Source organism: Lysinibacillus sp. NPDC096212, from assembly GCF_044763105.1.
GTDB lineage: Bacteria > Bacillota > Bacilli > Bacillales_A > Planococcaceae > Lysinibacillus.
The window spans coordinates 73,930-100,217 of sequence record NZ_JBIWFQ010000015.1; the positions used below are offsets into that span (position 1 = coordinate 73,930).

At 37.8% G+C, this 26,288-nt stretch carries 24 protein-coding genes and 1 riboswitch; of the genes, 17 read left to right on the forward strand and 7 right to left on the reverse strand.

Translation table 11 applies throughout. The features are described 5' to 3' along the window. Nucleotides 1-202 precede the first annotated feature (202 nt). The 9 genes from ACIQ7T_RS15570 to ACIQ7T_RS15610 all read left to right on the forward strand — a co-directional run bounded on the left by ACIQ7T_RS15570 (nucleotide 203) and on the right by ACIQ7T_RS15610 (nucleotide 13,335). Nucleotides 203-1,705: a class I adenylate-forming enzyme family protein gene (locus ACIQ7T_RS15570; RefSeq protein ID WP_370079270.1), complete on the forward strand. Its 1,503-nt coding sequence runs from the start codon at nucleotides 203-205 to the stop codon at nucleotides 1,703-1,705. A 269-nt stretch (nucleotides 1,706-1,974) separates the two neighbouring features. Next, nucleotides 1,975-2,961: a C39 family peptidase gene (locus ACIQ7T_RS15575; protein WP_370079272.1), complete on the forward strand. Its 987-nt coding sequence runs from the start codon at nucleotides 1,975-1,977 to the stop codon at nucleotides 2,959-2,961. 123 nt (nucleotides 2,962-3,084) lie between these two features. Continuing rightward, a complete protein-coding gene (locus tag ACIQ7T_RS15580) occupies nucleotides 3,085-4,314 on the forward strand; it encodes a carboxylate--amine ligase (protein ID WP_370079274.1) in 1,230 nt (409 codons plus the stop codon). Further along, a complete protein-coding gene (gene cuyB / locus ACIQ7T_RS15585) occupies nucleotides 4,314-5,015 on the forward strand; it encodes a cysteate racemase (protein WP_370079276.1) in 702 nt (233 codons plus the stop codon). Before ACIQ7T_RS15580 ends, cuyB begins: the two co-directional genes overlap by 1 nt. Before the next feature lie 267 nt (nucleotides 5,016-5,282). Further along, nucleotides 5,283-6,431, forward strand: coding sequence for a DEAD/DEAH box helicase (locus ACIQ7T_RS15590; protein ID WP_370079278.1), 1,149 nt, complete (start codon nucleotides 5,283-5,285; stop codon nucleotides 6,429-6,431). 1 nt (nucleotide 6,432) lies between these two features. Continuing rightward, nucleotides 6,433-7,662 carry an aminopeptidase gene (locus tag ACIQ7T_RS15595; RefSeq protein WP_370079280.1) on the forward strand — a complete coding sequence of 410 codons (1,230 nt, stop codon included), beginning with the start codon at nucleotides 6,433-6,435 and terminating at the stop codon, nucleotides 7,660-7,662. 133 nt (nucleotides 7,663-7,795) lie between these two features. Next, nucleotides 7,796-8,722: an SGNH/GDSL hydrolase family protein gene (locus ACIQ7T_RS15600; protein ID WP_402871400.1), complete on the forward strand. Its 927-nt coding sequence runs from the start codon at nucleotides 7,796-7,798 to the stop codon at nucleotides 8,720-8,722. Nucleotides 8,723-9,100: 378 nt separating this feature from the next. Then, nucleotides 9,101-10,258 (forward strand): exonuclease SbcCD subunit D, encoded by a 1,158-nt coding sequence (locus ACIQ7T_RS15605; protein ID WP_402871403.1) that lies wholly within the window; start codon nucleotides 9,101-9,103, stop codon nucleotides 10,256-10,258. Continuing rightward, nucleotides 10,255-13,335 carry an AAA family ATPase gene (locus ACIQ7T_RS15610; protein ID WP_402871406.1) on the forward strand — a complete coding sequence of 1,027 codons (3,081 nt, stop codon included), beginning with the start codon at nucleotides 10,255-10,257 and terminating at the stop codon, nucleotides 13,333-13,335. The genes ACIQ7T_RS15605 and ACIQ7T_RS15610 overlap by 4 nt, the downstream gene beginning before the upstream one ends. A 212-nt stretch (nucleotides 13,336-13,547) precedes the next feature. On the opposite strand, the gene ACIQ7T_RS15615 is transcribed toward ACIQ7T_RS15610, so the two are convergent. After that, complete coding sequence (locus ACIQ7T_RS15615) at nucleotides 13,548-13,874, reverse strand: magnetosome magnetite crystal formation protein family (protein WP_370079290.1); 327 nt, start codon at nucleotides 13,872-13,874, stop codon at nucleotides 13,548-13,550. 124 nt (nucleotides 13,875-13,998) lie between these two features. Further along, nucleotides 13,999-14,107: riboswitch (TPP riboswitch) on the forward strand. 130 nt (nucleotides 14,108-14,237) lie between these two features. Here ACIQ7T_RS15615 and thiT point away from each other — a divergent pair. Further along, nucleotides 14,238-14,798 carry an energy-coupled thiamine transporter ThiT gene (gene thiT, locus ACIQ7T_RS15620; protein ID WP_370079292.1) on the forward strand — a complete coding sequence of 187 codons (561 nt, stop codon included), beginning with the start codon at nucleotides 14,238-14,240 and terminating at the stop codon, nucleotides 14,796-14,798. A 123-nt stretch (nucleotides 14,799-14,921) separates the two neighbouring features. Here the strand turns inward: thiT and ACIQ7T_RS15625 are convergent, their stop codons facing one another. Next, a complete protein-coding gene (locus tag ACIQ7T_RS15625; RefSeq protein WP_402871410.1) occupies nucleotides 14,922-15,065 on the reverse strand; it encodes a hypothetical protein in 144 nt (47 codons plus the stop codon). A 253-nt stretch (nucleotides 15,066-15,318) separates the two neighbouring features. Between ACIQ7T_RS15625 and map the strand changes: the two genes are divergently transcribed. Beyond that, the gene (map, locus tag ACIQ7T_RS15630; protein WP_370049202.1) at nucleotides 15,319-16,074 is read left to right on the forward strand and encodes a type I methionyl aminopeptidase; all 756 of its coding nucleotides are present in this window, start codon (nucleotides 15,319-15,321) and stop codon (nucleotides 16,072-16,074) included. Nucleotides 16,075-16,100: 26 nt separating this feature from the next. Here map and ACIQ7T_RS15635 read toward each other — a convergent pair whose 3' ends face one another. After that, a complete protein-coding gene (locus tag ACIQ7T_RS15635) occupies nucleotides 16,101-16,814 on the reverse strand; it encodes a hypothetical protein (RefSeq protein ID WP_402871414.1) in 714 nt (237 codons plus the stop codon). Between the two features lie 202 nt (nucleotides 16,815-17,016). Here ACIQ7T_RS15635 and ACIQ7T_RS15640 point away from each other — a divergent pair, with 202 nt between their 5' ends. Both ACIQ7T_RS15640 and ACIQ7T_RS15645 read left to right on the forward strand, forming a co-directional pair. Next, entirely contained in the window at nucleotides 17,017-17,847 is an 831-nt protein-coding gene (locus tag ACIQ7T_RS15640; protein ID WP_402871416.1) for a polyphosphate kinase 2 family protein, read from the forward strand. A gap of 162 nt (nucleotides 17,848-18,009) precedes the next feature. Further along, nucleotides 18,010-18,597 (forward strand): GNAT family N-acetyltransferase, encoded by a 588-nt coding sequence (locus tag ACIQ7T_RS15645; protein WP_402871418.1) that lies wholly within the window; start codon nucleotides 18,010-18,012, stop codon nucleotides 18,595-18,597. 50 nt (nucleotides 18,598-18,647) lie between these two features. Here the strand turns inward: ACIQ7T_RS15645 and ACIQ7T_RS15650 are convergent, their stop codons facing one another. Together ACIQ7T_RS15650 and ACIQ7T_RS15655 are read right to left on the reverse strand one after the other, a co-directional pair. Then, nucleotides 18,648-19,211, reverse strand: coding sequence for a beta-class carbonic anhydrase (locus ACIQ7T_RS15650; protein ID WP_370079302.1), 564 nt, complete (start codon nucleotides 19,209-19,211; stop codon nucleotides 18,648-18,650). A 204-nt stretch (nucleotides 19,212-19,415) separates the two neighbouring features. Continuing rightward, nucleotides 19,416-19,550 (reverse strand): hypothetical protein, encoded by a 135-nt coding sequence (locus ACIQ7T_RS15655; RefSeq protein ID WP_370079304.1) that lies wholly within the window; start codon nucleotides 19,548-19,550, stop codon nucleotides 19,416-19,418. A 1,015-nt stretch (nucleotides 19,551-20,565) separates the two neighbouring features. On the opposite strand from ACIQ7T_RS15655, the gene motA reads away from it, so the two are divergent. Both motA and motB read left to right on the forward strand, forming a co-directional pair. Further along, on the forward strand, nucleotides 20,566-21,369 hold the full coding sequence (gene motA, locus ACIQ7T_RS15660; protein ID WP_370079306.1) for a flagellar motor stator protein MotA: 804 nt from the start codon (nucleotides 20,566-20,568) through the stop codon (nucleotides 21,367-21,369). After that, nucleotides 21,353-22,123: a flagellar motor protein MotB gene (gene motB, locus ACIQ7T_RS15665; protein WP_370079308.1), complete on the forward strand. Its 771-nt coding sequence runs from the start codon at nucleotides 21,353-21,355 to the stop codon at nucleotides 22,121-22,123. The genes motA and motB overlap by 17 nt, the downstream gene beginning before the upstream one ends. A gap of 66 nt (nucleotides 22,124-22,189) precedes the next feature. Here motB and ACIQ7T_RS15670 read toward each other — a convergent pair whose 3' ends face one another. Then, complete coding sequence (locus ACIQ7T_RS15670; protein ID WP_049668842.1) at nucleotides 22,190-22,411, reverse strand: DUF1128 domain-containing protein; 222 nt, start codon at nucleotides 22,409-22,411, stop codon at nucleotides 22,190-22,192. Nucleotides 22,412-22,571: 160 nt separating this feature from the next. Between ACIQ7T_RS15670 and ACIQ7T_RS15675 the strand changes: the two genes are divergently transcribed. Together ACIQ7T_RS15675 and ACIQ7T_RS15680 are read left to right on the forward strand one after the other, a co-directional pair. Next, nucleotides 22,572-22,898 carry a YtxH domain-containing protein gene (locus ACIQ7T_RS15675; protein WP_402871423.1) on the forward strand — a complete coding sequence of 109 codons (327 nt, stop codon included), beginning with the start codon at nucleotides 22,572-22,574 and terminating at the stop codon, nucleotides 22,896-22,898. Between the two features lie 23 nt (nucleotides 22,899-22,921). Further along, a complete protein-coding gene (locus ACIQ7T_RS15680) occupies nucleotides 22,922-23,860 on the forward strand; it encodes a YihY/virulence factor BrkB family protein (RefSeq protein WP_370079314.1) in 939 nt (312 codons plus the stop codon). 55 nt (nucleotides 23,861-23,915) lie between these two features. Here the strand turns inward: ACIQ7T_RS15680 and ACIQ7T_RS15685 are convergent, their stop codons facing one another. Continuing rightward, nucleotides 23,916-25,820 (reverse strand): heavy metal translocating P-type ATPase, encoded by a 1,905-nt coding sequence (locus ACIQ7T_RS15685; RefSeq protein ID WP_402871426.1) that lies wholly within the window; start codon nucleotides 25,818-25,820, stop codon nucleotides 23,916-23,918. Nucleotides 25,821-26,288 lie beyond the last annotated feature (468 nt).

A 26,288-nucleotide genomic window follows, 5' to 3' on the forward strand; every position in this document is an offset into this window, starting at 1 on the left:
TCCAATCAATTTTCCCGCATGACAAATACTTTAATAAAATGTCATCTCTAACTTTCGGTAATGAGTCTTATATTTTTTATGTGTAGAAAAATTGCCAACGTTTTCATAGATTGATAAAATATAATTGGAATTTTCTGATTTTTCTAGAACGATTCTACAGGGTATGAGGGAAATGAATTTTAAAAAATTTGGGGGGCTTATGATGACGATGTTAATGACAGATATTCTACAAAACTATGCTATGCAGCAACCAAATGGGATTGCAACGGTTTACGATGGGACAAAGCTATCCTATAGTGAATTTTATAAAGGTGCAGAAACATTCGCATCATACTTACAAGAGCAAGGCTTTGAAAAAGATGATGTAATTGCATTATATACGCTCAATTCAGATATATTTTTAATCGCTTATATCGGTGTTCAGTTAGCAGGCTATGTTGTCATGCCTATTAATACAAAACTAGCAGCTCCAGAGGTCGAATTTATTTTTAATCATTCAGAAGCTAAAGGGCTTATTTATGATGAAAGGTTAGAGGATGTACTCGCAACTATTGCCTATCCATTTCAACATACTGTAGGGCTCAAAGAGATGAAAGACGTTATTAAAAACTATCCAGGTCAAAGAAAAGCTGTCAAATTGGAGCCTCATGATACTGGTGTTGTTATGTATACTTCTGGGACGACGGGTAAACCAAAAGGGGTAATGCTAACTCATCAAAATATTGTATCAACTGCGGATATATGGTCGTCCTCAATGGATATGACCAATGAGGATAGAATGTTTATTTGTACGCCTTTATTTCATTGTGCAGGCCTTCATGTATTTGCGATGCCGATGTTTTATAAAGGCGGTACGATGGTTATAGAAGAGGCTTTTTCTGCGACAAACACTTTAGAACAGTTTGTTGCTACAGATTCAACAATTTTCTTTGGTGTTCCGTCAATGTATACAATTATTTTAAATACACCTAACTTTAAGGAACATACATTTAAAAATTTACGTTTATTATGTTACGGAGCGGCACCGATGCCTTATGAGCTTGTTAAGCAAGTGAAGGAGGCTTTCCCTAATGTGAAAGTACAAAACCTGTATGGACAAACTGAAAATTCTCCTGCAACTACTTCTCTTTTAGATGCCGATGCATTGACAAAGATTGGATCAGTAGGAAAACCATTAGCTCAAACGGACGTCCGTGTTGTTGATAGCTTTGGTGAAACGGTGCCAGCGGGTGAGGTAGGAGAAATTTGTGTCAAAGGACCACAAGTCATGAAAGGTTATTTACGTAACCCTGAAGAAACAGCTAGAGCAATTAAAGATGGCTGGCTCTATTCAGGAGATTTAGGGCGTTTTGATGAAGAAGGTTATCTCTATATTGTTGATCGTAAAAAAGATATGATCATTCGAGGTGGCGAAAATATTTATCCTATCGAGATCGAAGAGGTTTTATATCAACTGCCAGAAATTTTAGAGGCTGCCGTTGTAGGTTTACCACATGAGGTATATGGCGAAGTCCCGAAAGCATTTGTCGTATTGAAGGAAGGGAAGTCTTCCGATGAAGAGGCGATAATGGCTTATTGTCGGACTCAGCTTGCAAAGTATAAAGTGCCACATGAAATTGAATTTTTAACTGAATTGCCACGTAATGCTTCTGGTAAAGTTTTAAAGCATGTATTACGACCAAGAGTAAGCACGCATAACGTGTAAAACGGTTTGATGAAACTCGAAAATAGCAAACATAGTAATACCTTATCGGGCGTACACTGAATTTAGAGATGCTATTGTGTAGAGGATTTATATTAGGCCTCTGCGCAATTGCGTTCGAGGCTTTTACTTCTGGATGTTTGGACAACCGCTGAAAGAAGTTAAAATAGGAACGTCTATGAAATTAGCGTATAATAGAGTCTGCGACAAATTGAAATAATATAATAGAATTGAAGTTATTGTCTTCAAACAAGATAGGAGCGGAATTTGTCTTGTGGACGAGGTATAAACGCCTTTTACTAATAGGTATTATGATAATCATGCTACTTTCAAGTTGCAATCCGTTTTCGCAGCATGAAACGCAAAACAAAGGATTAACTGTGTTAACGGTAGAGTTTAATAGTGGTGCCCCCATACCTAACCTTTATATAACTGCTACAGATGTAGAGAAAGGAGAGGTAGTGGAGGATGCGGTTGGCTCGGAAGAGGGCGAAGCAACATTTTCGAAGCTTATCGAGGGGCGGAAATATGCTATGGCAGCAACTACGCTTGAAAATAGTACAACAAACGATGGTTATACGACAATCGAAAATTTTACATATGATGCGACAAAGCCGTATTATCGATTGGAAACACATTTTTCGAGGGATGAGCAAGAGCTGGATGTACCAGTTGTTATGCAAAATCCTGAACTACCACATGGCTGTGAAATAACATCATTAACAGCTGTATTAAATTATTATGGGCTAGACGTTACGAAGCTGGAAATGGCTGATAATTATTTACCAAAGCAAACAATAAGTACTGTAGACGGACAACGATTTGGTCCAAATCCAGCACAGGCTTTTGCAGGAAATCCTCGTGATAAAGCACACGGTATGTATGTCTTTGCAGCTCCGATTGTCAAAGCCGCAGAGGCAGTAATAGCAGATAAACAGGCAAACTTACAGGTGACAAATAAGAGTGGTGCCACGCAGGACGAAATTTTACAGCTTGTTCGAGAGGGAGTCCCTGTTGTGACATGGGTTACATTAGATTTATCAGAGCCAAAAAGAGATCTAGATAAGGGCTGGATCTATGAAGGTGAAAAAGTGCCGCATGAAGCGTATATGAACTTACATGCTGTTGTTTTAACCGGGCATTTAGGAGATAAAGTAGTTGTTATGGACCCGTTAAAAGGCTTTGTCACTTATAATGTGGATCAGTTTTTTAAAAGCTATAGAGAGTTAGGTGAACAAGCTGTAGCCGTTCATAAATGATTCGAAAGAAGAGTTATAAGTCGTACAAGGAAAGTATGTTACACTTGTAAAAAAAGGCTTGTCACTGGGGATGACCCCCACGTGATGTGAGAGCCAAATAAAAGCTAAAGTGAGTTGAGTAGAATGGCCATTGAGCACGCTTTTTTACCGGTTTTATTAGGAGATGAAATGAATGCTTACGGCATGGCAAGAGCATTTTACGAGTCCTATGGCGTTAAACCACTTGCATTAAATCATACGAATATGGAGAAAATACAGCAGAGTGATTTATTAATATTTCGTGAAGTTCCAAGACTCCATATTGAAGATCGTTTTGTCGTGGCGTTAAAGGCAATTGCAGAGGAATTTGCAGGAAAAAAATTGCTGTTGTTAGCCTGCGATGAATTTTACGTAAAAAAAATTGTGCAACATAAAGAGGAGCTAGCAGAGTATTTTGTAATTCCTTATGTGGATGCAAACCTTGCTAATGAGCTATTAACGCGTGAGAGCATGTATGAACTTTGTGCGAAGTTCGGCTTTCACTATCCGGCAATGCATGTTTGCACCGTCAATGATTACGAGGAATTTGACATTCCTTTTGAATACCCCGTTGTCATTAAACCTTTGAATATGACAAAGTATGCTACATGTATTTTTCGAGGCAAGAAAAAAGTGTATATTGCAAAAGATAACGACGAAAAGGATGCTATTTTCCACGCCATTTATAAGGAATCGGCATACCGAGATGACTTAATGGTACAGCAATATATTCCTGGCGAAGATGCTCATATGTGTGTCGTAAATGCTTATGTTGGGCAAGATAATAAGGTAAAACTGCTATCTGTAGGTAACCCAATTTTAGAAGAGCATTCTCCAGAGGGGATTGGTCGCTATGTAGCCATCATGACAGCATACGATAAAGACTTAATGGACCGCGTGAAATTGTTTTTAGAAGAAATTCGATTCCAAGGCTTTGCCACGTTTGATATGAAGTATGATGAACGTGACGGTCAATATAAGTTATTAAGTATTGAATTACATAATGAACTTTCAAATTATTATGTGACTGCAAGTGGCTATAATTTAATGCAATATGTTGCAGATGATTTTATCCGAGGAAGCAAGCAACAGCTAACATATGTTCAGAACAAGCATCTTTGGACAATTGTCCCTAATGGTGTCCTTTTTAAATATGTTCAAAATGAACAGCTTGTGATAGAAGCGAAAAGCCTTATTCGCCAAGGAATGGCTACGGATTCCATCTTTAATTATAAAGATATGAATGCGAAGCGTTGGTTGAATATAACGCTTGATAATTTAAACTTTTATCGCCAATATAAGAAATATTTTAACAACAAAGGTCTGTCAAACTAATGAAAAAACAAACTTTAGGTATAATTGGTGGCGTTGGTCCACTTGCAACGATGTTTATCGGTGAAATGATTGTAAGACGTACGAAGGCAGCGAAGGATCAGGAACATTTACATACAATCATTGATAATGATACGAATATCCCTGATCGTACTGCCTTTATTTTAGATAGTACAAAAGAAAATCCTGTACCAGTGATAGTCGCAGATGCAAAAAAGCTTGCTTCTGTTGGGGCAGATGTGATTGCTATTCCATGTAATACGGCACATACCTTTTATGATGAGATTGTTGAAGGTTCTCCGGTTCCGGTATTACATATGATAAGGGAAACGGCAAAGCGCGCCTCTGATTTAGGGGCAGAGCGTGTAGGTATTTTAGCGACAACGGGTACATTAACCTCACGTATGTATCAAGATGCGTTAGAGGAATTTGGTATCATACCAGTAGTTCCAGACGATGTGATGAAAGAAAAAGTCATGTCTATTATTTATGATTATGTAAAGGCTGGAAAAGATGTCTCTCAGGAGGATTGGCAGCCGATAGAAGAAGCAATGCTTGCACTTAATTGTGATCGTATCGTATTAGGATGTACTGAATTATCAATCGTCAATCGAGATTTAAAATTAAGTGACAAATATATCGACTCATTAATCGTGTTAGCAGAACGTGCTATATTAGCATGTGGCTATGAAATTGTAGATTAACAATCGTATGAACCAAATAAAATCTGCACGCTTTTCACAGGTAAGTTGTAAACCTTCAAAGAATCTCAAGTATCTAAAAGGGCTTGAAGGCTGACAAATCCCGTGATGAGTCGTGCAGATTTTTTTATCTGTATACTCAAAATTCATTTGGGGAGATTAAGAAAGCCCCGTTTTTGAAACGATTATACAAAGGTTTACGTACATATGAAGTAGGAAAATGATTAGTGTGTTAAACTAGTGTCAAGTAGATAGAAGGTGGGAAATTACATGTCAGTAATAAATGTATTAAATGAAGATTTACAAGCAAAATGGAAATTTGAAGAGCCGATGAAAATTCAAGAAGAAATGATTCCAGCTATGCTTGAGGGCAAAGATATTGTAGCCGAATCACCGACAGGGTCGGGGAAGACTTTAGCGTATGTACTTCCTTTACTAAATAAAGTAAACGGTTCAAAAAAACAAACACAAGGACTTATTGTAGCCCCGTCACAGGAACTAGCAATGCAAATTGTAGAGGTTATCCGTGAATGGACAGCGGGTTCTGATATTACGGTTCAACAACTAATTGGTGGGGCAAACTCTGCACGTCAAATCGAAAAGTTAAAGAAAAAACCGACAATAGTTGTAGGAACACCTGGCCGATTAAATGAATTAGCACGTGCTGGGAAATTAAAGCTAAAAGAAATTGAAACAGTTATTTTAGATGAGTGCGATCAGTTACTAAGTCGTGAATATCGTGTTGTCGTAAAATCCTTTATCGAAAGTGCAGCATTTGGGCGACAAGTAGTTGTTGTTTCAGCAACAATTACGGAGGAAATTGAATTAGTGGCTAGTCGCATGATGTTCGAGCCGATACGTTTCAAAATTAAACCAGAGGATATGTTAAAGGTTGGTAAAGTTGTACACTCTTTCGTGAAAGTGGAGGAGCGTGATAAAACTGATTTCTTACGCCGACTATCACATATAGAAGGATTACGTGGGTTGGCTTTCGTCAACAATATCGATCAATTGCTAATGAAGGAAACGAAATTACAATATCGTACGGCACCGATTGTGACATTACATTCTGACATGAAGAAGGAAGAACGTAAAAAGGCGTTAGATGCTTTTCGTAAAGGTGATGCGCGTATTTTAATTGCTACAGATATTGCAGCACGTGGTTTAGATATTGAAGGTTTAACACATGTTATTCATGTCGATGTACCAAGAACAATTGAGCAGTATCTGCATCGTTCTGGTCGTACAGGCCGTGCCGGAGCAGATGGTGAAGTATTAACGTTATTATCTTATCGTGATGAAAAAACGTATAAAAAATGGACAAGAGAAATTTCTGCGAAACCTGTACAGAAAGTATGGCATGAAGGCAAGTTAGTGGAGGGTAATTCAAAAACAATTGGACAAAAGCGAGGTAAATAATATGACGTTTGAAGAAAAATTACAAGCATATGCAGAACTTGCGGTAAAAGTCGGTGTTAATATTCAACCTGGGCAATACTTATTAGTTAATACTTCAGTGGAAGCATTAGATTTCGCCCGTTTAGTTGTGAAAGAGGCTTATAAAGCTGGTGCAGGACGTGTTCATGTTAATTTTTCAGATGATGAAATGGATCGTGCTTACTTTGAGCATGCTTCAGATGAAGAATTTAATCGTTTCCCAGAATGGGTAGTTAAAATGCGTGATGAAGTGATCGATCGTAAAGGAGCACTATTATGGATTGATGCTGCAGACCCTGATAAATTAGCAGGTATTTCAGCAGATCGCCTAGCTACTCATCAAAAGGTATCTGGAGCTGCTCTGAAAAACTATCGTAACGCCGTAATGAAGGATTTAATAGCTTGGTCGATCGTTGCTGTCCCTTCTCCAAAGTGGGCATCGAAAGTATTCCCGAACTTAGCGGCTGAGGAACAAGTACCAGCATTGTGGGAAGCTATTTTTAAAACTGTTCGTATCGGTGAAGGCAATGCTGTTGAAAACTGGCGTGAACACGTAGTAAATTTAGAATCTCGTGCGGACCTGCTAAACAATAAAAAATATGCAAAGCTGCACTATACAGCACCAGGTACTGATTTAACAATTGCCTTAGCACCACAGCATAAATGGCTTACTGGAGGTAGTAAAACGCCAGATGATACTATCTTTATTGCTAATATGCCGACTGAAGAAGTTTATACGTTACCGATGAAACAAGGTGTAAATGGCTATGTAAGCAATACAAAACCATTAGTTTATCAAGGAAATATTATCGATGGCTTTAAACTGACATTCGAAGAAGGAAAAATTGTTAAGGCTGAAGCACAAGTAGGCCATGATTTATTACAGGAGCTTATTAATGTAGATGAAGGCTCTTGCTATTTAGGTGAGGTAGCACTTGTACCGCATGAATCACCAATCTCAGCATCGGAGATTTTATATTTTAATACATTGTTTGACGAAAATGCATCGAACCATTTAGCGATTGGCGAAGCTTATCCAACTTGCTTAGAAGGTGGAAGAGATTTAGAAAACGGACAGCTTGAAGCGTTAGGTGCAAATATTTCAGTGACACATGAGGACTTTATGATTGGTAGTGGTGAGATGGACATTGACGGTATTTTACCAGATGGAACGGTAGAGCCAATTTTCCGCAAAGGTAGCTGGGCATTTTAAGCTCTTGATAAAACATCTTTCAGCAAATGTCTTTTGTACCGAAAGCGTAGCGACAGGTACAGGTGTCCAAACACCCGCTGAAAGATGTTAAAGCCTCCGGCAGATGTCACGGAATCGGAAAGGAGTTGGGCAGATGAAACGATTACTAAGCTTAATTGGTACAGCTATATTCATGATGGTATTTTGTGCTTCATCTGCTTTTGCTCATACTGAAAACTACCTATCAATTGGAGATTCCTTGGCGGCTGGTCAAACACCTTATCAACAGATTGATACAGGCTATAGTGATTTAATTGCTATGAGATTAGGAATGACTGGGCAATTAAGTTTCTATACAAAGGAGCTCGCTTTCCCAGGCTATACAACAGCTGATGTCTTGAAACGAGTACAATCAGAGGAAGCGAGTGACTTACTAGCTAATGCAACACTTATTACTATTTCGGCAGGTGCCAACGATTTACTGCGTCTAGTGCAGGTCAATCCAACTGCAGGTACATTAGCCTTTACGCAGCTGCAAACAGATTATGCATTAAACATTGCCAGAAAAAATATGGCGAAGATTTTGGATGAGTTGAAAGTGCGAGCACCTAAAGCTAAGGTCTATGTAATGGGCTATTATTTTGCCTATCCAAATGTTCACGCTACGCAAAAAGAAGGCACAAATGCACAGCTTGTAAAGTTAAATACGATTTTACAGCAACAGGCAGAGCAAGCCGGAGCAATTTATGTAAACGTCTATGATGCTTTTGGGTTAAACGCAACAAACTTTTTACCCAATATTTCTGACGTACATCCAAATTTTGAAGGCTATCGCCAAATGGCAAATGCATTTTTACATAAATATAGTGGAAGTAAAGCTTTAGCCATTTCTTCAAACGAACTGCCAAAGCCTAACCCTATTTCATTTGAGCAGATTTTAGAACAACTAGCGAAGGCAGAGCAGAAACAAGAAGAAAAAGAAACGCCAAGCCCTACTGCGCGTGCCATTCAAGATTTTACAGGATACGTTGCTTTTATGGAGAAGGTAAGAGCAAAACGTTTTAATCATAACTATTTGTAACAGGGCATCGACAAAGATGCTCTTTTTTATGTTGAATATCTATCAAAATATAAGCGACGGATGAAATCAGCGGGTCGAAGGGTAGAATCCCCTGAGCGACAGATAAAACCGGGGCGACGGAAAGAACCCTCGAAGCGACGGATAGAATTGCCGAAGCGACGGAAAGAACCCCTGGAGCGACGGAAAAAATCTTTGAAGCGACGGATAGAATTGCCGAAGCGCCGGAAGGAACCCCCGTAGCGATGGAAAGAACCGGAGCGACGGATACCCCAACACCTCAGCTCCCACATTATATGAGGAACCTTTATCAAACTAATAAAAGGAAAAACAATCAATCCATCAGCCGTGATAAAATGAAATAGACAGGAGGCGCAAAGAATGAAAATATTTCATACAGCAGATTGGCATTTAGGAAAGCTTGTACAAGGCGTCTATATGACGGAGGATCAACAATATATTTTACAGCAATTTATGCTAGCCATAGATGAGGAAAAACCGGATGTTATCGTTATAGCAGGTGATTTATATGACCGTTCGATGCCCCCTATTGAGGCAGTGAATTTACTAAATGATATTTTGGCGGAAATTGTGCTTGATAAAAAAATCCCCGTGTTAGCGGTTGCGGGGAACCACGATAGTGCAGGTCGCTTGAACTTTGGCAGTAGTTTAATGAGTGATAGTGGCTTACATATTAAAGGCCAATTTACGAAAGATCATGCACCGGTAGTTTTAAATGATGAGTATGGTGAAGTACATTTTCATCTCGTACCATATGCAGAGCCGGCTTCAGTACGGACTATTTTAGAGGATGATTCCATTCGATCTCATCAAGAGGCGATGGAAAAAATTGTCGACCATATTGGACATAGTTTAGATTCAACAAAACGTAATGTTTTTGTAGGACATGCCTTTGTGACGAAGTATGGAGAAGAGGAAGCGAATACGAGTGATTCTGAGCGACCTTTATCAATAGGAGGCTCGGATTGCATAAATGCAGCATTGTTTAAGCCTTTTCATTACACAGCACTTGGACATTTGCATAAAGCACATTTTGTGTTGAATGAAACGATTCGATATGCCGGTTCTCCATTGAAGTATTCATTATCTGAGCACTTACATGAGAAGGGCTTTTTAATAGTGGAGCTAGATGCAAAAGGAGAAATCACTGTCACAAAACGTAAGCTTATAGCGAGACGGGATTTACGTGTGGTAGAGAGCTTAATGGATGATTTATTGCAATTACCACCTAGTGATGATTATGTATTTGTACGACTAACAGATGCTACGTCAGTAACTTCGCCGATGGAACGTATTCGTACGGTGTTTCCTAATGCGATGCATGTTGAGCGAAAAGTAGCACGCCAAGAGGTATCACATGAAATTCAGACGATTGAGACAGAGAAAATAGAAGACATCGATTTATTCCGATCATTTTTTACAGATATAATTGGCGTACAGCCAGATCAAGATACAGAGCGTCTATTTACAGAAATGCTACAAGAATTATTAGATGAGGAGCGGGAGACAGTAAAATGAAGCCTTTAAAGTTAACGATTACTGCATTCGGTCCATATAAAAATACAGAGGTTATTGATTTTCAACAGCTTGGTGAACAACGTCTATTTGCGATTTCTGGAAAAACAGGTGCTGGGAAAACGACGATTTTTGATGCTATATGCTATGCACTTTACGGATCGGGTAGCGGTGAAGATCGTCAGGATACTGCTATGCTACGAAGTGGGTTTGCAGATGATGATATGTATACTGCAGTGGAGCTCGTTTTTGAAATGCATGATAGAGTCTATCAAATTTTACGTCAGCCAGGTCATATTAAAGCAACAAACAAAAGTGTTACTGGTAAGAAAATTGAACTGGCTGAAATCAAAGGAGACACGCTTGATTATAGTATTGTAGAAAAGCAGCAAACGCTTGAGGTAGATAAAAAGCTACAGGATATTATCGGCCTCACAAAGGATCAGTTTAGTCAAATTGTTATGCTGCCACAAGGTGAATTTCGCAAGCTGTTAACCTCAGATTCTACGAATAAAGAAGTTATTTTGCGTAAAATTTTTAAAACAGATCGCTTTGGTGCGATAACAAAAAGACTTGATGCGAAACGAAAAGAAGCGGAAAGTGATTTACTGCGTGCTCAACAATTAAAGGAACATCTTCTTGGCCAAATTGCAGGCGCTTTACCACAGCGTTCGTCATCTTTATTTACTTGCATTACTAATAATACTGAAAATATGCATCAGCTGAAGAAGGCTCTGGAAGAGGAGCAGACCTATTATACGGAATGTATACAATTGGAACAGCAACGCTATAAAGAGGCTTATGCACATCATCAAAAAGAGCAAGAATTTTATAGTAGAGCGAAAACACTGAATGAGCAATTTGATGAGCAAACTAATCGTCAGAATCGCCTACAAGCATTGCTAAAAGACCAAGATATATATAGCGCAAAAGAACGCGAAATTGCATTAGCAGAGAAAGCCGAGCGTCTTGTCATACTTGAACAACAATGTATCGATTTACGTGCTGAGCAAAATCGTAAAGAACAATCCTATCAGCAAGTGATGACAGAGCAGAAAAACACAGAAGCTCAGTTAAAAATAGCACAGGAAAAGTTTCACGTTGAAGAGGCGAAAGAACCTGAGCGTCAACACGTTCTACAACAGGAATTACAGCTACAAGCATTATTGCCGACATTCGAGGCGTATGAGAATAATCTGCAGCAAATGCAAATAACTGAACAATATGTTGCAACAGCAAAGCTAGCAGTAGTCGATAATAGTAAAATCGTAGAAACAGGACAAATGCAAGTTCAGCAATTAGCAAAAACAATTGAACAATATGAAAATCAACTTCAGCCATATGAAAGTTATTTAGAACAGCTACCGAAGCTAAAAGAGCAAGTATCGTTACTAGCGCAAGTTGAAAAATATACGAGAGCGGTTGCAACTGCAGAGCAGGATGTAGCCACTACTAATGTCCATTATCAAGAAAGTAAGCAGGCTCTTCAAAAGCTGGAGCAACAATGGATTGCGAGTCAGGCAAGTATTTTAGCACAGCAACTTAAGGACGGAGAGCCTTGTCCAGTGTGCGGTAGTACAACACATCTCGAAACACATCGTGAGCAATTAGAGATGATCGAATTAGCAGAGGTGGAGGCTTTACGAGGAAAGGCTAGTACTGATGAGCGCAAGTTTTTAGAAAAAGAAGCTTTATTGAACTCTACAAAGCATCTTCTACAAGAGGCGCTAGAACAGATAGAGACGAATGAGATTGATCAATCGAATCAAGCACAAATTGTAGCCTCCTTGCAAAACGTAGAGCAACAAATAACAATCTTAAAAGTAGTGAGCAATCAATTGTCTGATGTACGTATGCAACAAAAAGATCATCGTACACGAATGGAGCAGCTACAAGAAAAGCAATTAAAACTAGAGCAATATTTAGCTGAGAAGACAAAGGAATTGACTAAGGAACAAGCAATTGTGGAAGAGCAGCAAAAGCATATTCCAGAAAATCTTACGACGCTGCAAGCATTGAAACAGGCAATCGCTGATATAGGGTCACAAAAGGTTGCATTACAAACCGCGTGGAATATTAGCCAACAAAGTCTGCAATCTGCCAAGGAAGCAGCAAATAATGCTAGAATGACCGTAGAAATAGCGAAACAGGCATTTGAGGAATTAAAGCTGAAAATGGATGAAAAGCGCGAGCAATTTTCAGTAAGTATGACGGAAGCGGGCTTTGAAAACTATGAAGAATTTGCTACTGGGAAGCGAAGCATGCTGCAAATAGAAGCTTTACGGAAGGCTTGCAATGATTATGCACTACAAATCCACACATTACAGGTACAAATTACTGAGGGCGAGAAGCACCTTAAAGGGCAAGAGAAACAAGATTTAACGGTAATGGAAGAAAAGCTAGGGATGCTGCGTGTCACATATGAGGAAGCCTTCAAAGTATTGCAGCAAATGGAAGGATTTGCGAAGGCTTGTGTAGACTTTATCGAAAAAGTTGAGGAGACCGAACGGGAGATTCATTTACTTGAAAAAGAGGCAGGACGAGTGAAGGAGCTCTATGCAATGTTAAATGGACAGAATGCGAAAAAGCTGTCTTTTGAGCGTTATATTCAAATCAATTATTTAGATAAAATTACAGAGGCAGCAAATGTCCGGCTTTATCATTTATCCAACGGTCAATTTGAGCTACGACGTTCTGATCGCTTAGAAAAGCATGCTAAGCAAAGTGGGCTTGGACTAGATGTGTATGATGCTTATACAGATCAATTACGAGATGTGAAAACACTATCAGGGGGAGAAAAGTTTAATGCTTCTTTAAGTCTTGCCCTTGGGATGGCAGATGTCATTCAAAGCTTTCAAGGTAATATCCGCATTGAAACGATGTTTATTGATGAGGGCTTCGGTTCTCTCGATGAAGAAGCATTAAATAAGGCGATTGATACGCTTATTGATTTACAAGATTCCGGACGCATGATTGGAGTCATTTCACACGTTGCAGAGTTAAAAGCTACAATGCCTGCTGTGTTGCATGTTGAAAAAGCAATGAACGGTCACAGTCAAACATATTTTGAAGTGAAATAACAAAGAGGCGTATTTCTGTTTATATGGAAATACGCCTTTTTTGTTATTTTTTTGTTACGTTAGGATTTGTTCCTTTTTTTGCAGCGATTACTTTTTTGACAATCGGGATAACGATAGGTGCTAATTTTACAGCGGTTTTAACAACTTTAGATACTTTCACAAAATAACAGCTCCTTAAGTACTATCTGTTTAAGGAGAGGTTGAGATGAAACTTATCGGATCACGCGAACAGCCTGAACAATATTCCAAATAACGACTCCTAATGAAACGAGAATGTAAATTGCGAATGAAGCAAACCAAATGATAAGAAAATTATTACTACCGTCAAAATTGGTGTTGAATGATAAAGTTGAGAAGACAAAGACTGCAAAGAATATGATTCCGAATGCGACTGGAATTATATGCGAAATCAGTGCTCGAATAGAGTGCCTCTTTACGTCGCTATCTTTTGTAACAAAGTAAACGACTAATGGCACAATAAAGGGTGCGAATAAAATACTGAGATAACTAAAGGCAGATAAAATTTTTTGGTTCTCCATAGTAGTACCTCCTTTTTTAATATTTACGCATGAAAAACGATAAAGTTTCAAAAAAAAATGTGGAAGAGGTTGTAATCGTAACAGTGTTTGCGTACAATGAGGTTGTTCAATTAAATTAAGATGTAACGACCACAAGGGGAGCTGATGATGTCAGCTGAGACTGGGCACGTAATGCCTTGACTCTTCGAACCTGTAAGTTAACACTTGCGTAGGGATTGTGGATAGAAACCGACACTTTTACGATGTGAGGCTCTGTCCTGGCATCGTTTTTTTATCTTTATTGATGCCAGATAGGGACATATTTGCCAACTGATTTCTATTCCTGCTCTTGTATCCTACATCGGAACAAAGGAGAGAATATTTATGGACAATAAAAAACTTTTAATGCTTGTGGAGATTGCGATATTCGCAGCGATTGGCCTTGTACTAGATCAGGTTTCCTTTAAAGTATGGGCACAAGGCGGCTCTGTTAGTCTAGTGATGGTACCAATAATTTTAATAGCATTCCGCTGGGGCCTTATTCCTGGCCTGACAACGGGATTACTTATTGGTGTGATGCAAACAATGTTTGGCGCCTATATTATACATTGGCTACAAGGATTACTTGATTATGGTGTTGCCTTTACAGTAGTAGGCTTGGCGGCCGTTGTTCGCCGACCAGTGCTCGATGCTGCCAAAGATTTAAACAAAAAGAAAATGGCACTTTATATTATTGTAGGAACTGTATTAGCGGGCTTTTTACGTTATGCAGCACATACCATTGCGGGCGCTGTATTTTTCTCAGAGTATGCTGGCGATCAAAATGCGTGGATTTATTCAATCATCTACAATGGAACATATATGCTACCAGCAACGATTTTAACAGCGATTGTCGGTGTTCTACTATTTACAGCAGCACCTCAATTAATGCAACGAAAATCATAATTAGTATGCCCTTCACATAAGTGGAGGGTTTTATTATTATTGAAACTAGAACACCCACCTTTTATACCCTAAAAAGAATCCAAAAGGCGGAGGATTTTTAGAGCTAGATAGGGATGGCATTTGTTAAAACGTATCCATGGATATAGTTGATTGGAGTGGAGACTGGGCGACTCTTTGGGGATTAGCAATAGAGGAACGGAGGCTAAAACCATCACGTCCTGTGATAACGCCTTCGTGACCAACATCCTGTTGGCCTAAGCGGCTCATCGGACGCCCCCAGGAAGCTTTGCTCTGTGCGAAAGCGAAGCGACAGCAACAAATGTGTTTCTGTAGCGAAAGCAAAGCGTCAGCTACAAAGCGCCCAGTCGGAACGGAAATCAACCCCACGCTATAGTGAAGAGCCTGTTTTTCAGCACTTTACAATTCATGATGGCATATAATATTTAAAGCGTTTAGCGTTTTTTGTATAAAAAGTTATGTTATATTAATGAATAGACATTAGATGAAAGGGACGTTAAAAATGATTGTAAAAACGCAAGAAGAGATTGAAGCATTTAAAAAAATCGGCCGTATTTGTGCTGAAATTCGTGAGGCAATGAAGGCTGCTACAAAACCAGGTGTAACAACACTTGAATTAGATGAAATTGCAGGTCGTATGTTTGCAGAAGCAGGAGCAATTTCTGGACCTAAAGGGGAGTATGATTTCCCAGGATACACATGTATTAGTGTGAATGAGGAAGTCGCACATGGTATTCCAGGTAAACGTGTGATTAACGAGGGAGATATCGTAAATATTGATGTATCTGGTTCATTAAATGGCTATTTTGCTGATACGGGCATTTCATTTGTAGTTGGTGATGGCTATGAGGATAAAGAAAAGTTATGTCGCGTAGCTAAAAGTGCTTTCGACCGTGCGATGACAAAAGTAAAAGCTGGATCAAAATTAAACCAAATCGGTAAAGCTGTTGAGCGTGAAGCATATGCCAATGATTTAACAGTGATTATGAACCTAACAGGTCATGGTTTAGGTCGTTCTTTACACGATGAGCCAAATCATATTTTAAACTACTACGATGCTTGGGATTCAACAATTATGAAAGAAGGCATGGTGCTTGCAGTCGAGCCATTTATCTCAGCGAAAGCGGAGCATATTGTAGAGTCAGGTGATGGCTGGACATTCGTTACGCCAGACAAATCATTAGTTGCTCAAATCGAGCATTCAATTATCGTTACTAAAGACAAACCAATTATTTTAACTTCTCTAGATGAACAATAAAAAAGCTAAAAATCCTGCTAACCAATTTATTTTTGGTAGGCAGGATTTTTTTTAATAAATAATATACCGACAAGTAGCACTCCGCATAAAAACAAGGCTGCAGTTGTCACAAGTAGCTCATCAAAACCATTATGTAATGCGACCCCGATATAGGACCAGATAAATACACTTGGGTAGATAATATCAAAATAATGGAATCCAATATGTAGCGCTATTGCTGCTCCAACTGTTAGTAAAATAACTGCCCAAAGTGGATCACTAAGGCCAAGACCATTCCATTGATAAGATGTTAGCGTAAAGCTTACATTTGTCATTAGGCTAAATGTAACCCAGGCTAAATAAATCGAGAAGGGTATACGACCTGTGAGTGAATTATTGCTGAGAGGGTACGTTTTGTACAACTTAAATAAATACAGTACTAAAGCAAACGTACTGATAATTGACATGATAAATAGTTCGTGATGCCAAACAACAATTGCTAACGCCTGCATAATACATATGCTACTATAGAGAACAGTCTGTTGAATAGATGTCTTTTTTAGGTTCATGACTAACCAATAACCAAGTAACATGTAAACCACAATCCAAATCATATAACTAACATTAAACGGTGCAAATATTACTGGAAAACGATTTAAGATCTCTAAAAAAGAATGATCGTTTATTTTCATGAAATAGGATGAAAAGGTTAGGATGAGTGAGACAATAAAAGTTATTGTCATCAAAAAAAATCGAGGCATGTTTTCTCTCCCTTCGTGTTAAATTGTATAGGGAAAAGACAAATAAGTATAGGACTGTAACATTATATTTTCATTATAACGGAAATTTCCAACAATGTATCGTGTTGTTTCGTTAAAAATATCTACAATTTACCATTTGAATAGTTATTCATATATTTCTTTAGTACAATGAGAATATTCAAATGTAAGGAGTGAAGTTTTAATGACTCAAAATTTAAATGATCTAGATTTATCAGTTAAACTGGATAAGAAAATGTATAAAAAGAAATTAAAAGTACTCCAATATGAAATGTTAAATGCTCAACAGTTTTTATTAAAAAATAAAATTGGGTTAATTTTAGTTTTTGAAGGTATGGATGCTGCTGGCAAGGGAGGCGCTATTAAGCGTCTAATTGAACGTGCCGATCCACGTGGCTATGTCGTGCATCCAATTGCAGCACCTCAGCCTCATGAACTACGCTATAATTATTTACAACGTTTTTGGCGAAAGCTGCCACAGCATGGACAAATCGCTATTTTTGATCGCTCATGGTATGGTCGTGTATTAGTTGAGCGTATTGAAGGATTTGCAACAACAGAAGAGTGGTCTCGTGCATACGAAGAAATTAATAATTTTGAAAAGATTTTAACATCAGGAGATTATATTGTTATTAAGTTTTGGCTTCAAGTATCTGATGAGGAGCAGCTTAATCGTTTTAAAGAACGTGAAGAGGATCCGTATAAGTCTTGGAAGCTAACAGATGAAGATTGGCGAAATCGTGAAAAAACACCTCAGTATATAGAAGCTGCGAATGAAATGTTTGAGAAGACCGATAAGAAAAGTGCGCCATGGGTTCTAGTACCAGGTGACGATAAACAATATGCTCGTGTACAGGTGTTGCAAGAAACATTAGCACATATTGAACGTGAGGCAAAAAAACGTGGCCTTCATTTAACGAATGTATTAGGCAAAGCACATTTAGAAGATGCTGAATCATCTAGCCTTGAATTGCTAGAGGAGAAGCCTAAAAAACAAAAACAAAAAGTGAAATAATATTATGGATGCTGTAACAACAAGACGAGATGTTTTAGTTGTAGCAGCATCTTTTTTTACATACAATAAAGTAAAACTGCAATTAGTGGGTGTTTCTTCCATTGGTAAATGAGCTCTGGCATTAAAACGTATTGATAATTATCGGAAGGTTAGTGTGGAAAAATGGTGCTTAAAATTTGGAGATTATTAAGGAAAAAGGGTGAAAATGTGGTATCAATTCAAGGAGGGAAATGCTACATTCGCACATTTTATGAAAAAGATGCACAAAGTTTAACCGATCTCGTAAGTCGCAATAAATACTTTTGGTCTACACATGAACCGTTACAACGACCTGAATACTATACAATTAATGCTCAATATAAAAAAATTCAAGAATGCTTATACTTAATGGACTCAAAGAGGGAATTTACTTTTGGTATTTTTGAGCAAAGTACAAATAATCTAATAGGACATATCGCTCTTTATGCAGTAAAACGTTTACCGTATTCTAGTGCGTTTGTTGGTTATGCGATGGATGAAATTTATATTGGAAAAGGGATCGTCACAGAAGCAGTTAATATGGTCGTGCAATTTGCATTCGAGCAAGTAGGCTTACATCGAGTAGAGGCTTATGTTTCAACACAAAATAATCCTTCTATCCGAGTCTTAGAAAAGGCTGGATTCCAGCGTGAGGGTCTTTTGAGAAAGCTGCTGTACATTAATGGTAAATGGGTGGATCATTATATGTATGCACGTTTAGAAGATCAATAAAAAGAAGCGTCTATCTTTCAGTGTTTGAAGGATAGACGCTTCTTTTTTTATTATTGTTTACTACCGTTTATGATTAAATCAAGGCGACCTGTATTTGGATCAATTACTAATCCATGAACAGGCACGTCTTTAACCATTAACGGGTGATTGCGAATTGTATCGACGCTTTTCTTTACACTTGTTGCTACGTCACCAAAGCCACGTAAAAACTCTTTTAAATCAAAACCTGAATATTCTATCGTGTCGATAGTCTCAGGGGTAATCCCTCTAGCAACCATTTTATTTAGCATTGCTTCTGGGTCAACTGCACTCATACCGCAGTCGTAATGTCCAACAACATACACCTCATCTGCTTGTAGTTCATAAACAGCTACAAGTAAACTACGCATAATTGCACCAAAAGGGTGACTAACTAATGCCCCAGCACTTTTAACGATCTTTACGTCGCCATTACGCAAATTCATAGCTTTGGGTAACAGCTCTACAAGTCGAGTATCCATACAAGATAACACAACGATGCGCTTATCAGGATACTTTGTTGTAATAAAAGGCTCATATTTTTTTTCTTGAACGAAATCTTCATTAAACTTAAGAATATCTTGTAACATTGTCATGAAAGATTGCTCCCTTCCTTACAGGAATTATTTTAGAGCAAAACTATAAATATGCAAACAATAATGACAATATTCACGCAATTTTTTACGAAAAAAAAAGAAGTTTAGTAATTTATTTAGCAAATCGAAATAATTAAGTATCCGCAAAATCCGCCGGAAGATAAATAAAAAACAGCTACAATAATGTAGCTGTTTTCAACAAAATTAAAATTTTTCGTTTGGTTTTGGATCTACAGTTACTGAAGACTTAGAATCTAAACCAACTTGTAGGTAGTGGATGAAGAATGCCAAAGAGATTAATAAAACGGCACTAAAGCCTAATACAGTCGTAATGAACATAATAAAAGCCCCTCTCTACTAAAATAATCTACAATATTATCTAAAGTAATTATACAATAGGTTACTATGAAAATCTAAGGAGAATTTATGACATCCACAACATACCTAGTCCAGACTAATATTAGTAGGTATAAATTACTTAAATTGTCCAGTTAACAATACGGAATGTTAATTATTTTTACCTAATCGTGGTAGTGCTTTCTATATTCAATTGCCCGAAATAATCATATAGTAATGTACTGAGCTTTGAATTAGTCCAAAGCTCTCCAATGAACAACGCTTCCCACTCTCAAAACAAAAAGTTATAGGCAATCCCTTGCAAAAAAATAGAGACATCTAATCAGATTGTCAATAGGTGATGTGTGTTACTAACGCTATTTAATAATGTGCATTTCGTCTGTTGAAATAATTGATTTTAAATTTTCTTGTCCTTGCTTAGCCGTGACGTTTTTTGTAACGAAAGCGTAGCGGCAGGTACAGAAGTCTCAGTCTTTAGTTGGTGAAAGTTCTTTGTGCCAGCACAAAGCCGAATCTAGATGTAATTATGCCGAGGCATAATTGATTAAATATGGGAAGAAATAAAATGAGTCTTTCGGAGCGTTTTCGTAGCGAGTGCGAAAAAAGTATTTTGTCGAATAAATCGACATCAAACTGTTTTATATCATTTTAATGTGACGTTTTAGTAATTATCTGAATTAGTTTTTAATTGTCAGTCGAATTACTTATATGAATGCGTTGGTTTTATTGGATATTTAATCCTGATTTTATGACTAATCAAACATATTTTAGTAATTTTGTGTCGAAGAATAATAATAAATTCTTAACTTTTTTCAAATAAAGACAATTTAGTGTATTATTCTTAATTCAATATAATCAAATATGGTCGAAAAGTGAATAAAAAGTATTTATTACATCGAAAAAAATGTGAAATACATTTATACTATATTATGTATTTATTTAAAATATGGAAAAAAAGGACGAAATAAAGGTAAATAGGAGATTTGGAGGTTCTAGAATGGATATATCGTCGATTGTAGGGTTAATACTTGCGTTTATAGCGCTATTAACAGGAATGGTGCTAAAGGGTGTAAGTTTAAGTGCGTTTTATAACCCAGCTGCCATTCTAATTATCATCTTCGGTACAATTTCCGCAGTAACAATTGCCTTCCCCATGAAGGAGTTAAAGCGTGTACCAAAGCTATTTAAAATTCTTTTTAAAGAAACAAAATTAGCAGATGATATTGAGATTATTAAGATGTTTTCACAATGGGCTGATTTAGCTCGCCGAGAAGGTCTATTAGCACTTGAAAGTAAAGCTTCAGAGATTGAAGACCCTTTTTTAAAAAATGGACTTACATTAGCAATTGATGGTCAGAATGCGGACTATATTCGTGATGTCCTAACAGAAGAAGTCGAAGCGATGGAAGAACGTCATGCTAGTGGTTCTGCAATCTTTACACAAGCTGGTACATATGCCCCGACTTTAGGGGTACTTGGTGCGGTAGTAGGGTTAATCGCCGCATTAGCAGATATGAATGACATAGAAAAGCTAGGACATGCTATTTCAGCTGCTTTCATGGCTACATTATTAGGTATTTTTACAGGTTATGTTTTATGGCATCCGTTTGCGAATAAATTAAAACGTAAATCAGCTATCGAAGTTAAGCAAAAAAGAATGATGATTGAAGGCATCCTTTCTGTCTTAGAAGGGGAGGCTCCACGTGTTATTGAACAAAAATTATCGTCTTACTTAACAATGGAAGAACGTCGTCAAATTTCTGATGAAAGCGGGGCGGGCGGCCTTGGCAAAGAAAGCTAAGAAAAAAAAGCATGATGAACATATCGATGAGTCTTGGCTCGTTCCGTATGCAGATATTTTAACACTGCTATTAGCTGTATTTATCATATTATTTGCATCCAGTTCAGTAGACCAAGAAAAGCTAGAGAGAATGTCAGCGGTGTTTAATCAAGTATTTGATGGTGGAACAAGCTTTTTAGAGCAGCCTTCACCGATACAAAGTCCGAATGCTGAAAGTGATCAAACACCACAAACGCAGCAAAATTCAGCTTACTTAAAGGATCAGCAGGAGTTAGCTCAAATTAAAGATAGTGTTGATAATTTCATTGCTGTTCATGAGATGGAAGGTCAATTCGCAACAGCGATGACTGATGAAGGATTACTTGTTACAATTCGTGATAGTATCCTGTTTGATTCAGGGAAGGCGAATATTAAACCGGAGTATAAGCCAACAGCAAAAGAGCTTGCAGATGTATTGGTATCTAATCCGCCACGTAATATTGTTGTTACTGGTCATACGGATAATGTTCCGGCTGGTCCAAACTTCTCTTCTAATTTACAGCTCTCCGTATTGCGTGCAGTGAACTTCGCAGAACTTTTATTGCAGAGTAACTCGAAGTTAGATGGTCGAAACTTTAGTACACAAGGTTTCGGTGAGAACCGTGCTGTTGCACCGAATGATACTAAAGAAGGGCGTGCGAAAAACCGTCGTGTAGAAGTGTTAATACAACCACTTGTAACTGAGGATGGTTCTGCCGCAAAAAATACAAAATAGAAAAAAGCTATTAGCAAACGGCTTTGGTGCCTCATCGCTAATAGCTTTTTGTTTACAAACTTCTATTTATTTGCGTAAAGCTCCTAATTCAGCAACGATAGCTTGCATCTCGCTTGGACTAAATGTATCGCGCTTCATGATCATTTCGTATAAATAGACTAGGTCTTCGTAATTAGCTTCATCGAAATTTTCCGATTTCATTGCATCGACATTAACCATGCGAAGCTTGTCTTTCATTTGATCAATCATATAAATAACGTTTTCTTTTGACGGTACTGATAAATCCATTATTTAAACCTACCTTTCGTAATCCTCGAAAATATCATTTCATTGAATAAAAAAAATGTCAACACTGTATTTCGACATTGCTTTAAAAATAGACTGTTATTGGGTAGAATAAGGGCAGTGAGCAGTTTAATTATATTTACTAAAGCAGGGGGTATTTAATATGGGACGAAGTAAATTATTAGCATCTATCGTAGTTGGTGCCACAGTTGGTGCTGCATTAAGTATGTTGGACCGTACAACGCGTGAAAAAACAATAGCTTCAACGAAAAAGATGAAAGAAGCAATATCGTATTATGCAACCAACCGAGAGGAATTACAAGTGCTAGTTGAGGAAAAAGTAATGGCCACTAAAGTGCTATGTGAAAGTGTTTCAGAAAATGTCAACTCAATCATTGATAAAGTTGATGAGTTTAAAGAATTACCTTCCACGATTGAAGGCATGATTAATGACACGAAATCAGCCTTTTCTTTGCCTGATAAAGAATAGTTGTCGTACAGGAGGGAATTTGTATGGAGAAGAAAAAAGCATCGATACATTCAGCTGTCGGTGTGGTGAAATCATTTGTCTCACCAGACGAAGACACTGTAGATGTGATGACATCAAGGGGCTTCATGCAAGATTTAATGCTACGCATACAGCGAGTGGAAATATCAGCTCTTGCAGCGGAATTGGCTTATTTCTTTTTACTGTCTTTTTTCCCACTACTAATTTTTCTAGTTACATTACTACCGTATTTGAATATACAGTCGACGCAAGTGTATTCATTTCTAGTGAATATTATGCCGGACGAGGTATACAGGCTTGTTGAAAATACCTTAGATGAAATTTTAACAAGTCGTAATAGTAGTTTATTATCTGTCGGGGTACTTGGGACAATTTGGTCCGCTTCCAAAGGAATTAATGCATTGATTAGAGCCTTAAATAAGGCTTATGATACAGAAACTAGGGGGAGTCTATTAGATCGAGGATTATCCCTTGTTTTCACCTTAGCATTCGTCGTCGTTATTGCTGTCGTTCTACTTTTACCGGTTTTTGGGCAACAAGTAGGGCATTTCTTATTTTCGATTGTTGGCATTGAGGAGCAATTTGAAATAATCTGGCATAGAATGCGTTGGTCGATACCGCCTCTACTTATTTTTATAGTTTTAATGGGAATATATAGATTTGTTCCAAATACAAATCCTCGTTTAAAGTTAATGGGGGTTTGGCCAGGGGCATTGTTTTCAACTCTTGCCTGGTTGGCAGTAACATATGCTTTCTCTTTTTATATTAATAATTTCGCGAATTATTCCGCTACATATGGCAGTATTGGAGGCGTTATTATTTTAATGCTTTGGCTGTATTTAACGGGGATTATTTTAATTTTTGGTGGCATTTTAAATGCGACGATGCAGAAAAAAGTATTGCAAAAAGAACTTATGAAGCAGAAAACACTAACGAATAGGTAGGAATATGAAAAGAACAGCCTCGCATCACGCTTTGTGATACGAGGCTGTTTGTTTTTTAGGCGTTTTTATTAAGCATACGTAAGCCATTTAAAATAACTAAAATAGTGCTTCCTTCATGTCCAATTACACCTAGCGGTAAATCGACCACTTGTAAAAAGTTTGAAGCAATTAATAAAACGATAACGCCGATAGAGAAGAAAATGTTTTGTTTGATGATGCGTTGCATTTTACGTGATAAACGTACTGCATAGGCAATTTTTGATAAGTCATTTTTCATTAAAACGACATCTGCTGTTTCTAAAGCAACATCTGTGCCTTCTCCCATAGCGATTCCGGTAGTTGCAGTTGCTAAAGCAGGTGCATCGTTAATACCGTCACCGACCATCCCTACAAATTTATGTTCAGAAAGAAGGCGTTTCATCTCAGTCACTTTTGTTTCAGGGAGACATTCTGCAACGTATTCTGTCACGCCTGCTTCCTTGGCAATTACCTTAGCAGTCTTCTCGTTGTCGCCCGTTAGCATGATAACATCAATGCCTAGCTCTTTTAGTAATGATACTGCTTTTTTTGCTTCACTGCGAACGGTGTCCTTTAAGGCTGCCAATGCAGCAATGCCATCTTGGTCACGAATAAAAATAACGCTTTTTCCTTCTGAGGCAAGTTTTTCTGCTGCACCATTTGCAAATTCATTTGCCTCATCTAGACCAACAAAGTCTGGTTTACCAACAAGATACTCGACTTCATTAACGTAACCTTTAATACCCCAACCTGGGATATCTTCTATAGTGGCTTGAGCAAACTGTGTGATCCCTTCTTTTCTTGCGAATAAAGTAATTGCTTGAGCAAGTGGATGGTTCGATTGTGCTTCAATACCTGCAAGGATTGCCATTGTATTTTCACGGTCTAATCCTTCTCGAACAATAAAATCAGTAACGGTTGGTTTTCCTTGTGTTAAAGTACCTGTTTTATCTACCGCTAGTGCACGTAATGCACCTAGATGTTCTAAATGTAGGCCACCTTTGAATAGCACACCGTGTTTTGCACCATTTGAAATGGCTGCAAGTGTTGCTGGCATAATGGATGCAACAAGTGCACATGGAGAAGCAACTACTAGGAGTACCATTGCTCGATAGAAAGTTGTTGTCCAGTCCCAACCGAGTACAAAGTGAGGTAGAAACATCATAAGGGCCACGGTAAGTAGCACAATTTTCACGTAAGTACCTTCGAATTTTTCTATAAATTGTTGAGATGGAGATTTTTCACTCTGAGCACTTTGTACAAGCTGGATAATTTTTTGGAATAGTGTTTCAGAATTTGGTTTTGTCATTTCCATCGTAATGGCACCATTTAAGTTCACTGTACCTGCAAATACTTCATCGCCTTCACGTTTTGCCACTGGAAGCGGTTCACCGCTTATTGCGGATTCATCGATAGAAGACTGTCCTTTAAAGATTACACCGTCTGCTGGTACACGTTCACCAGGTTTTACGAGTAGGTGATCTCCAATTTGTAATGTAGAGACAGAAACTTTCATTGGTTCAAAGTTACCACGAACAAGCCAAGCTTCTTCGGGTTGTAAGTTCATGAGTGCAGAAATTTCACGATGACTTTTATTCATTGCGTATGTTTCAAGAGCGCCACTTACAGCAAAAATGAAAATAAGAATAGCACCCTCCGTCCAATAACCGATTGCAGCTGAACCAACTGCAGCTAATACCATCAATAGTTCAACATTAAGTTCTTTATTTTCAATGGTTTCTTCAATACCTTCTTTTGCTTTAGCAAATCCACCAACACAAAATGCAACAATATATAAAATAATAGAAGCGGTTGTTTGCCCGCTAGTATCTAAACGCCATGCAAGCAAAATAAACAAACCTGCTATAAGGGCAGCAATTAATTCAGCGTGTTCTTTTGTTTTCTCAATTAAACTGAAATTTTCTCGTTTAGAATGTTCCACTTTTATCCCTCCTGATAATGAAAATCAATATCAAAACCCATGTAAATCAATGTATATAAACAATATCTAATTGAAAATCGATTTCGATTAGCTCCTTTCTTATTTAGAATTATTATAACAAAGGTATTTTAAAAAAGAAAGTAAGAAATTTGAAGGGATTTTTAAAGAGTGGGGATAAAAGCAGTCTGGGATTGAGATGGCGGCGATTTGAGGATTTTTGAAATAATTTTGAACATAAGAAAAGCACAGTTATTCATAGGAATATTCTGTGCTTCTCAAATTTGTGCAGGCGGCTTATCACTAAAAAGTGGGGTTGATGTCCGTTCCGGCTGGGCGCTTTCCTAAGGGCCAGTCTTCACTTCAATCAACTGACATACGTTTTAATAAATGTCATACCTAACTTTTGGTGATAAGCCATAAATTATTAAGTTATAAATTCGTTTTTGCAGTATGGCTGACGCTATGCGT

Bases quoted from the DNA above. Each gene is read 5' to 3' on its own strand.
- ACIQ7T_RS15570 (WP_370079270.1), top strand. From the start codon at position 203: ATGACGATGTTAATGACAGATATTCTACAAAACTATGCTATGCAGCAA.
- ACIQ7T_RS15580 (WP_370079274.1), top strand. From the start codon at position 3,085: ATGGCCATTGAGCACGCTTTTTTACCGGTTTTATTAGGAGATGAAATG.
- cuyB (WP_370079276.1), top strand. From the start codon at position 4,314: ATGAAAAAACAAACTTTAGGTATAATTGGTGGCGTTGGTCCACTTGCA.
- ACIQ7T_RS15590 (WP_370079278.1), top strand. From the start codon at position 5,283: ATGTCAGTAATAAATGTATTAAATGAAGATTTACAAGCAAAATGGAAA.
- ACIQ7T_RS15595 (WP_370079280.1), top strand. From the start codon at position 6,433: ATGACGTTTGAAGAAAAATTACAAGCATATGCAGAACTTGCGGTAAAA.
- ACIQ7T_RS15600 (WP_402871400.1), top strand. From the start codon at position 7,796: ATGAAACGATTACTAAGCTTAATTGGTACAGCTATATTCATGATGGTA.
- ACIQ7T_RS15605 (WP_402871403.1), top strand. From the start codon at position 9,101: ATGAAAATATTTCATACAGCAGATTGGCATTTAGGAAAGCTTGTACAA.
- ACIQ7T_RS15610 (WP_402871406.1), top strand. From the start codon at position 10,255: ATGAAGCCTTTAAAGTTAACGATTACTGCATTCGGTCCATATAAAAAT.
- ACIQ7T_RS15615 (WP_370079290.1), bottom strand. From the start codon at position 13,874: ATGGAGAACCAAAAAATTTTATCTGCCTTTAGTTATCTCAGTATTTTA.
- thiT (WP_370079292.1), top strand. From the start codon at position 14,238: ATGGACAATAAAAAACTTTTAATGCTTGTGGAGATTGCGATATTCGCA.
- ACIQ7T_RS15625 (WP_402871410.1), bottom strand. From the start codon at position 15,065: ATGAGCCGCTTAGGCCAACAGGATGTTGGTCACGAAGGCGTTATCACA.
- map (WP_370049202.1), top strand. From the start codon at position 15,319: ATGATTGTAAAAACGCAAGAAGAGATTGAAGCATTTAAAAAAATCGGC.
- ACIQ7T_RS15635 (WP_402871414.1), bottom strand. From the start codon at position 16,814: ATGCCTCGATTTTTTTTGATGACAATAACTTTTATTGTCTCACTCATC.
- ACIQ7T_RS15640 (WP_402871416.1), top strand. From the start codon at position 17,017: ATGACTCAAAATTTAAATGATCTAGATTTATCAGTTAAACTGGATAAG.
- ACIQ7T_RS15645 (WP_402871418.1), top strand. From the start codon at position 18,010: ATGGTGCTTAAAATTTGGAGATTATTAAGGAAAAAGGGTGAAAATGTG.
- ACIQ7T_RS15650 (WP_370079302.1), bottom strand. From the start codon at position 19,211: ATGACAATGTTACAAGATATTCTTAAGTTTAATGAAGATTTCGTTCAA.
- ACIQ7T_RS15655 (WP_370079304.1), bottom strand. From the start codon at position 19,550: ATGTTCATTACGACTGTATTAGGCTTTAGTGCCGTTTTATTAATCTCT.
- motA (WP_370079306.1), top strand. From the start codon at position 20,566: ATGGATATATCGTCGATTGTAGGGTTAATACTTGCGTTTATAGCGCTA.
- ACIQ7T_RS15670 (WP_049668842.1), bottom strand. From the start codon at position 22,411: ATGGATTTATCAGTACCGTCAAAAGAAAACGTTATTTATATGATTGAT.
- ACIQ7T_RS15675 (WP_402871423.1), top strand. From the start codon at position 22,572: ATGGGACGAAGTAAATTATTAGCATCTATCGTAGTTGGTGCCACAGTT.
- ACIQ7T_RS15680 (WP_370079314.1), top strand. From the start codon at position 22,922: ATGGAGAAGAAAAAAGCATCGATACATTCAGCTGTCGGTGTGGTGAAA.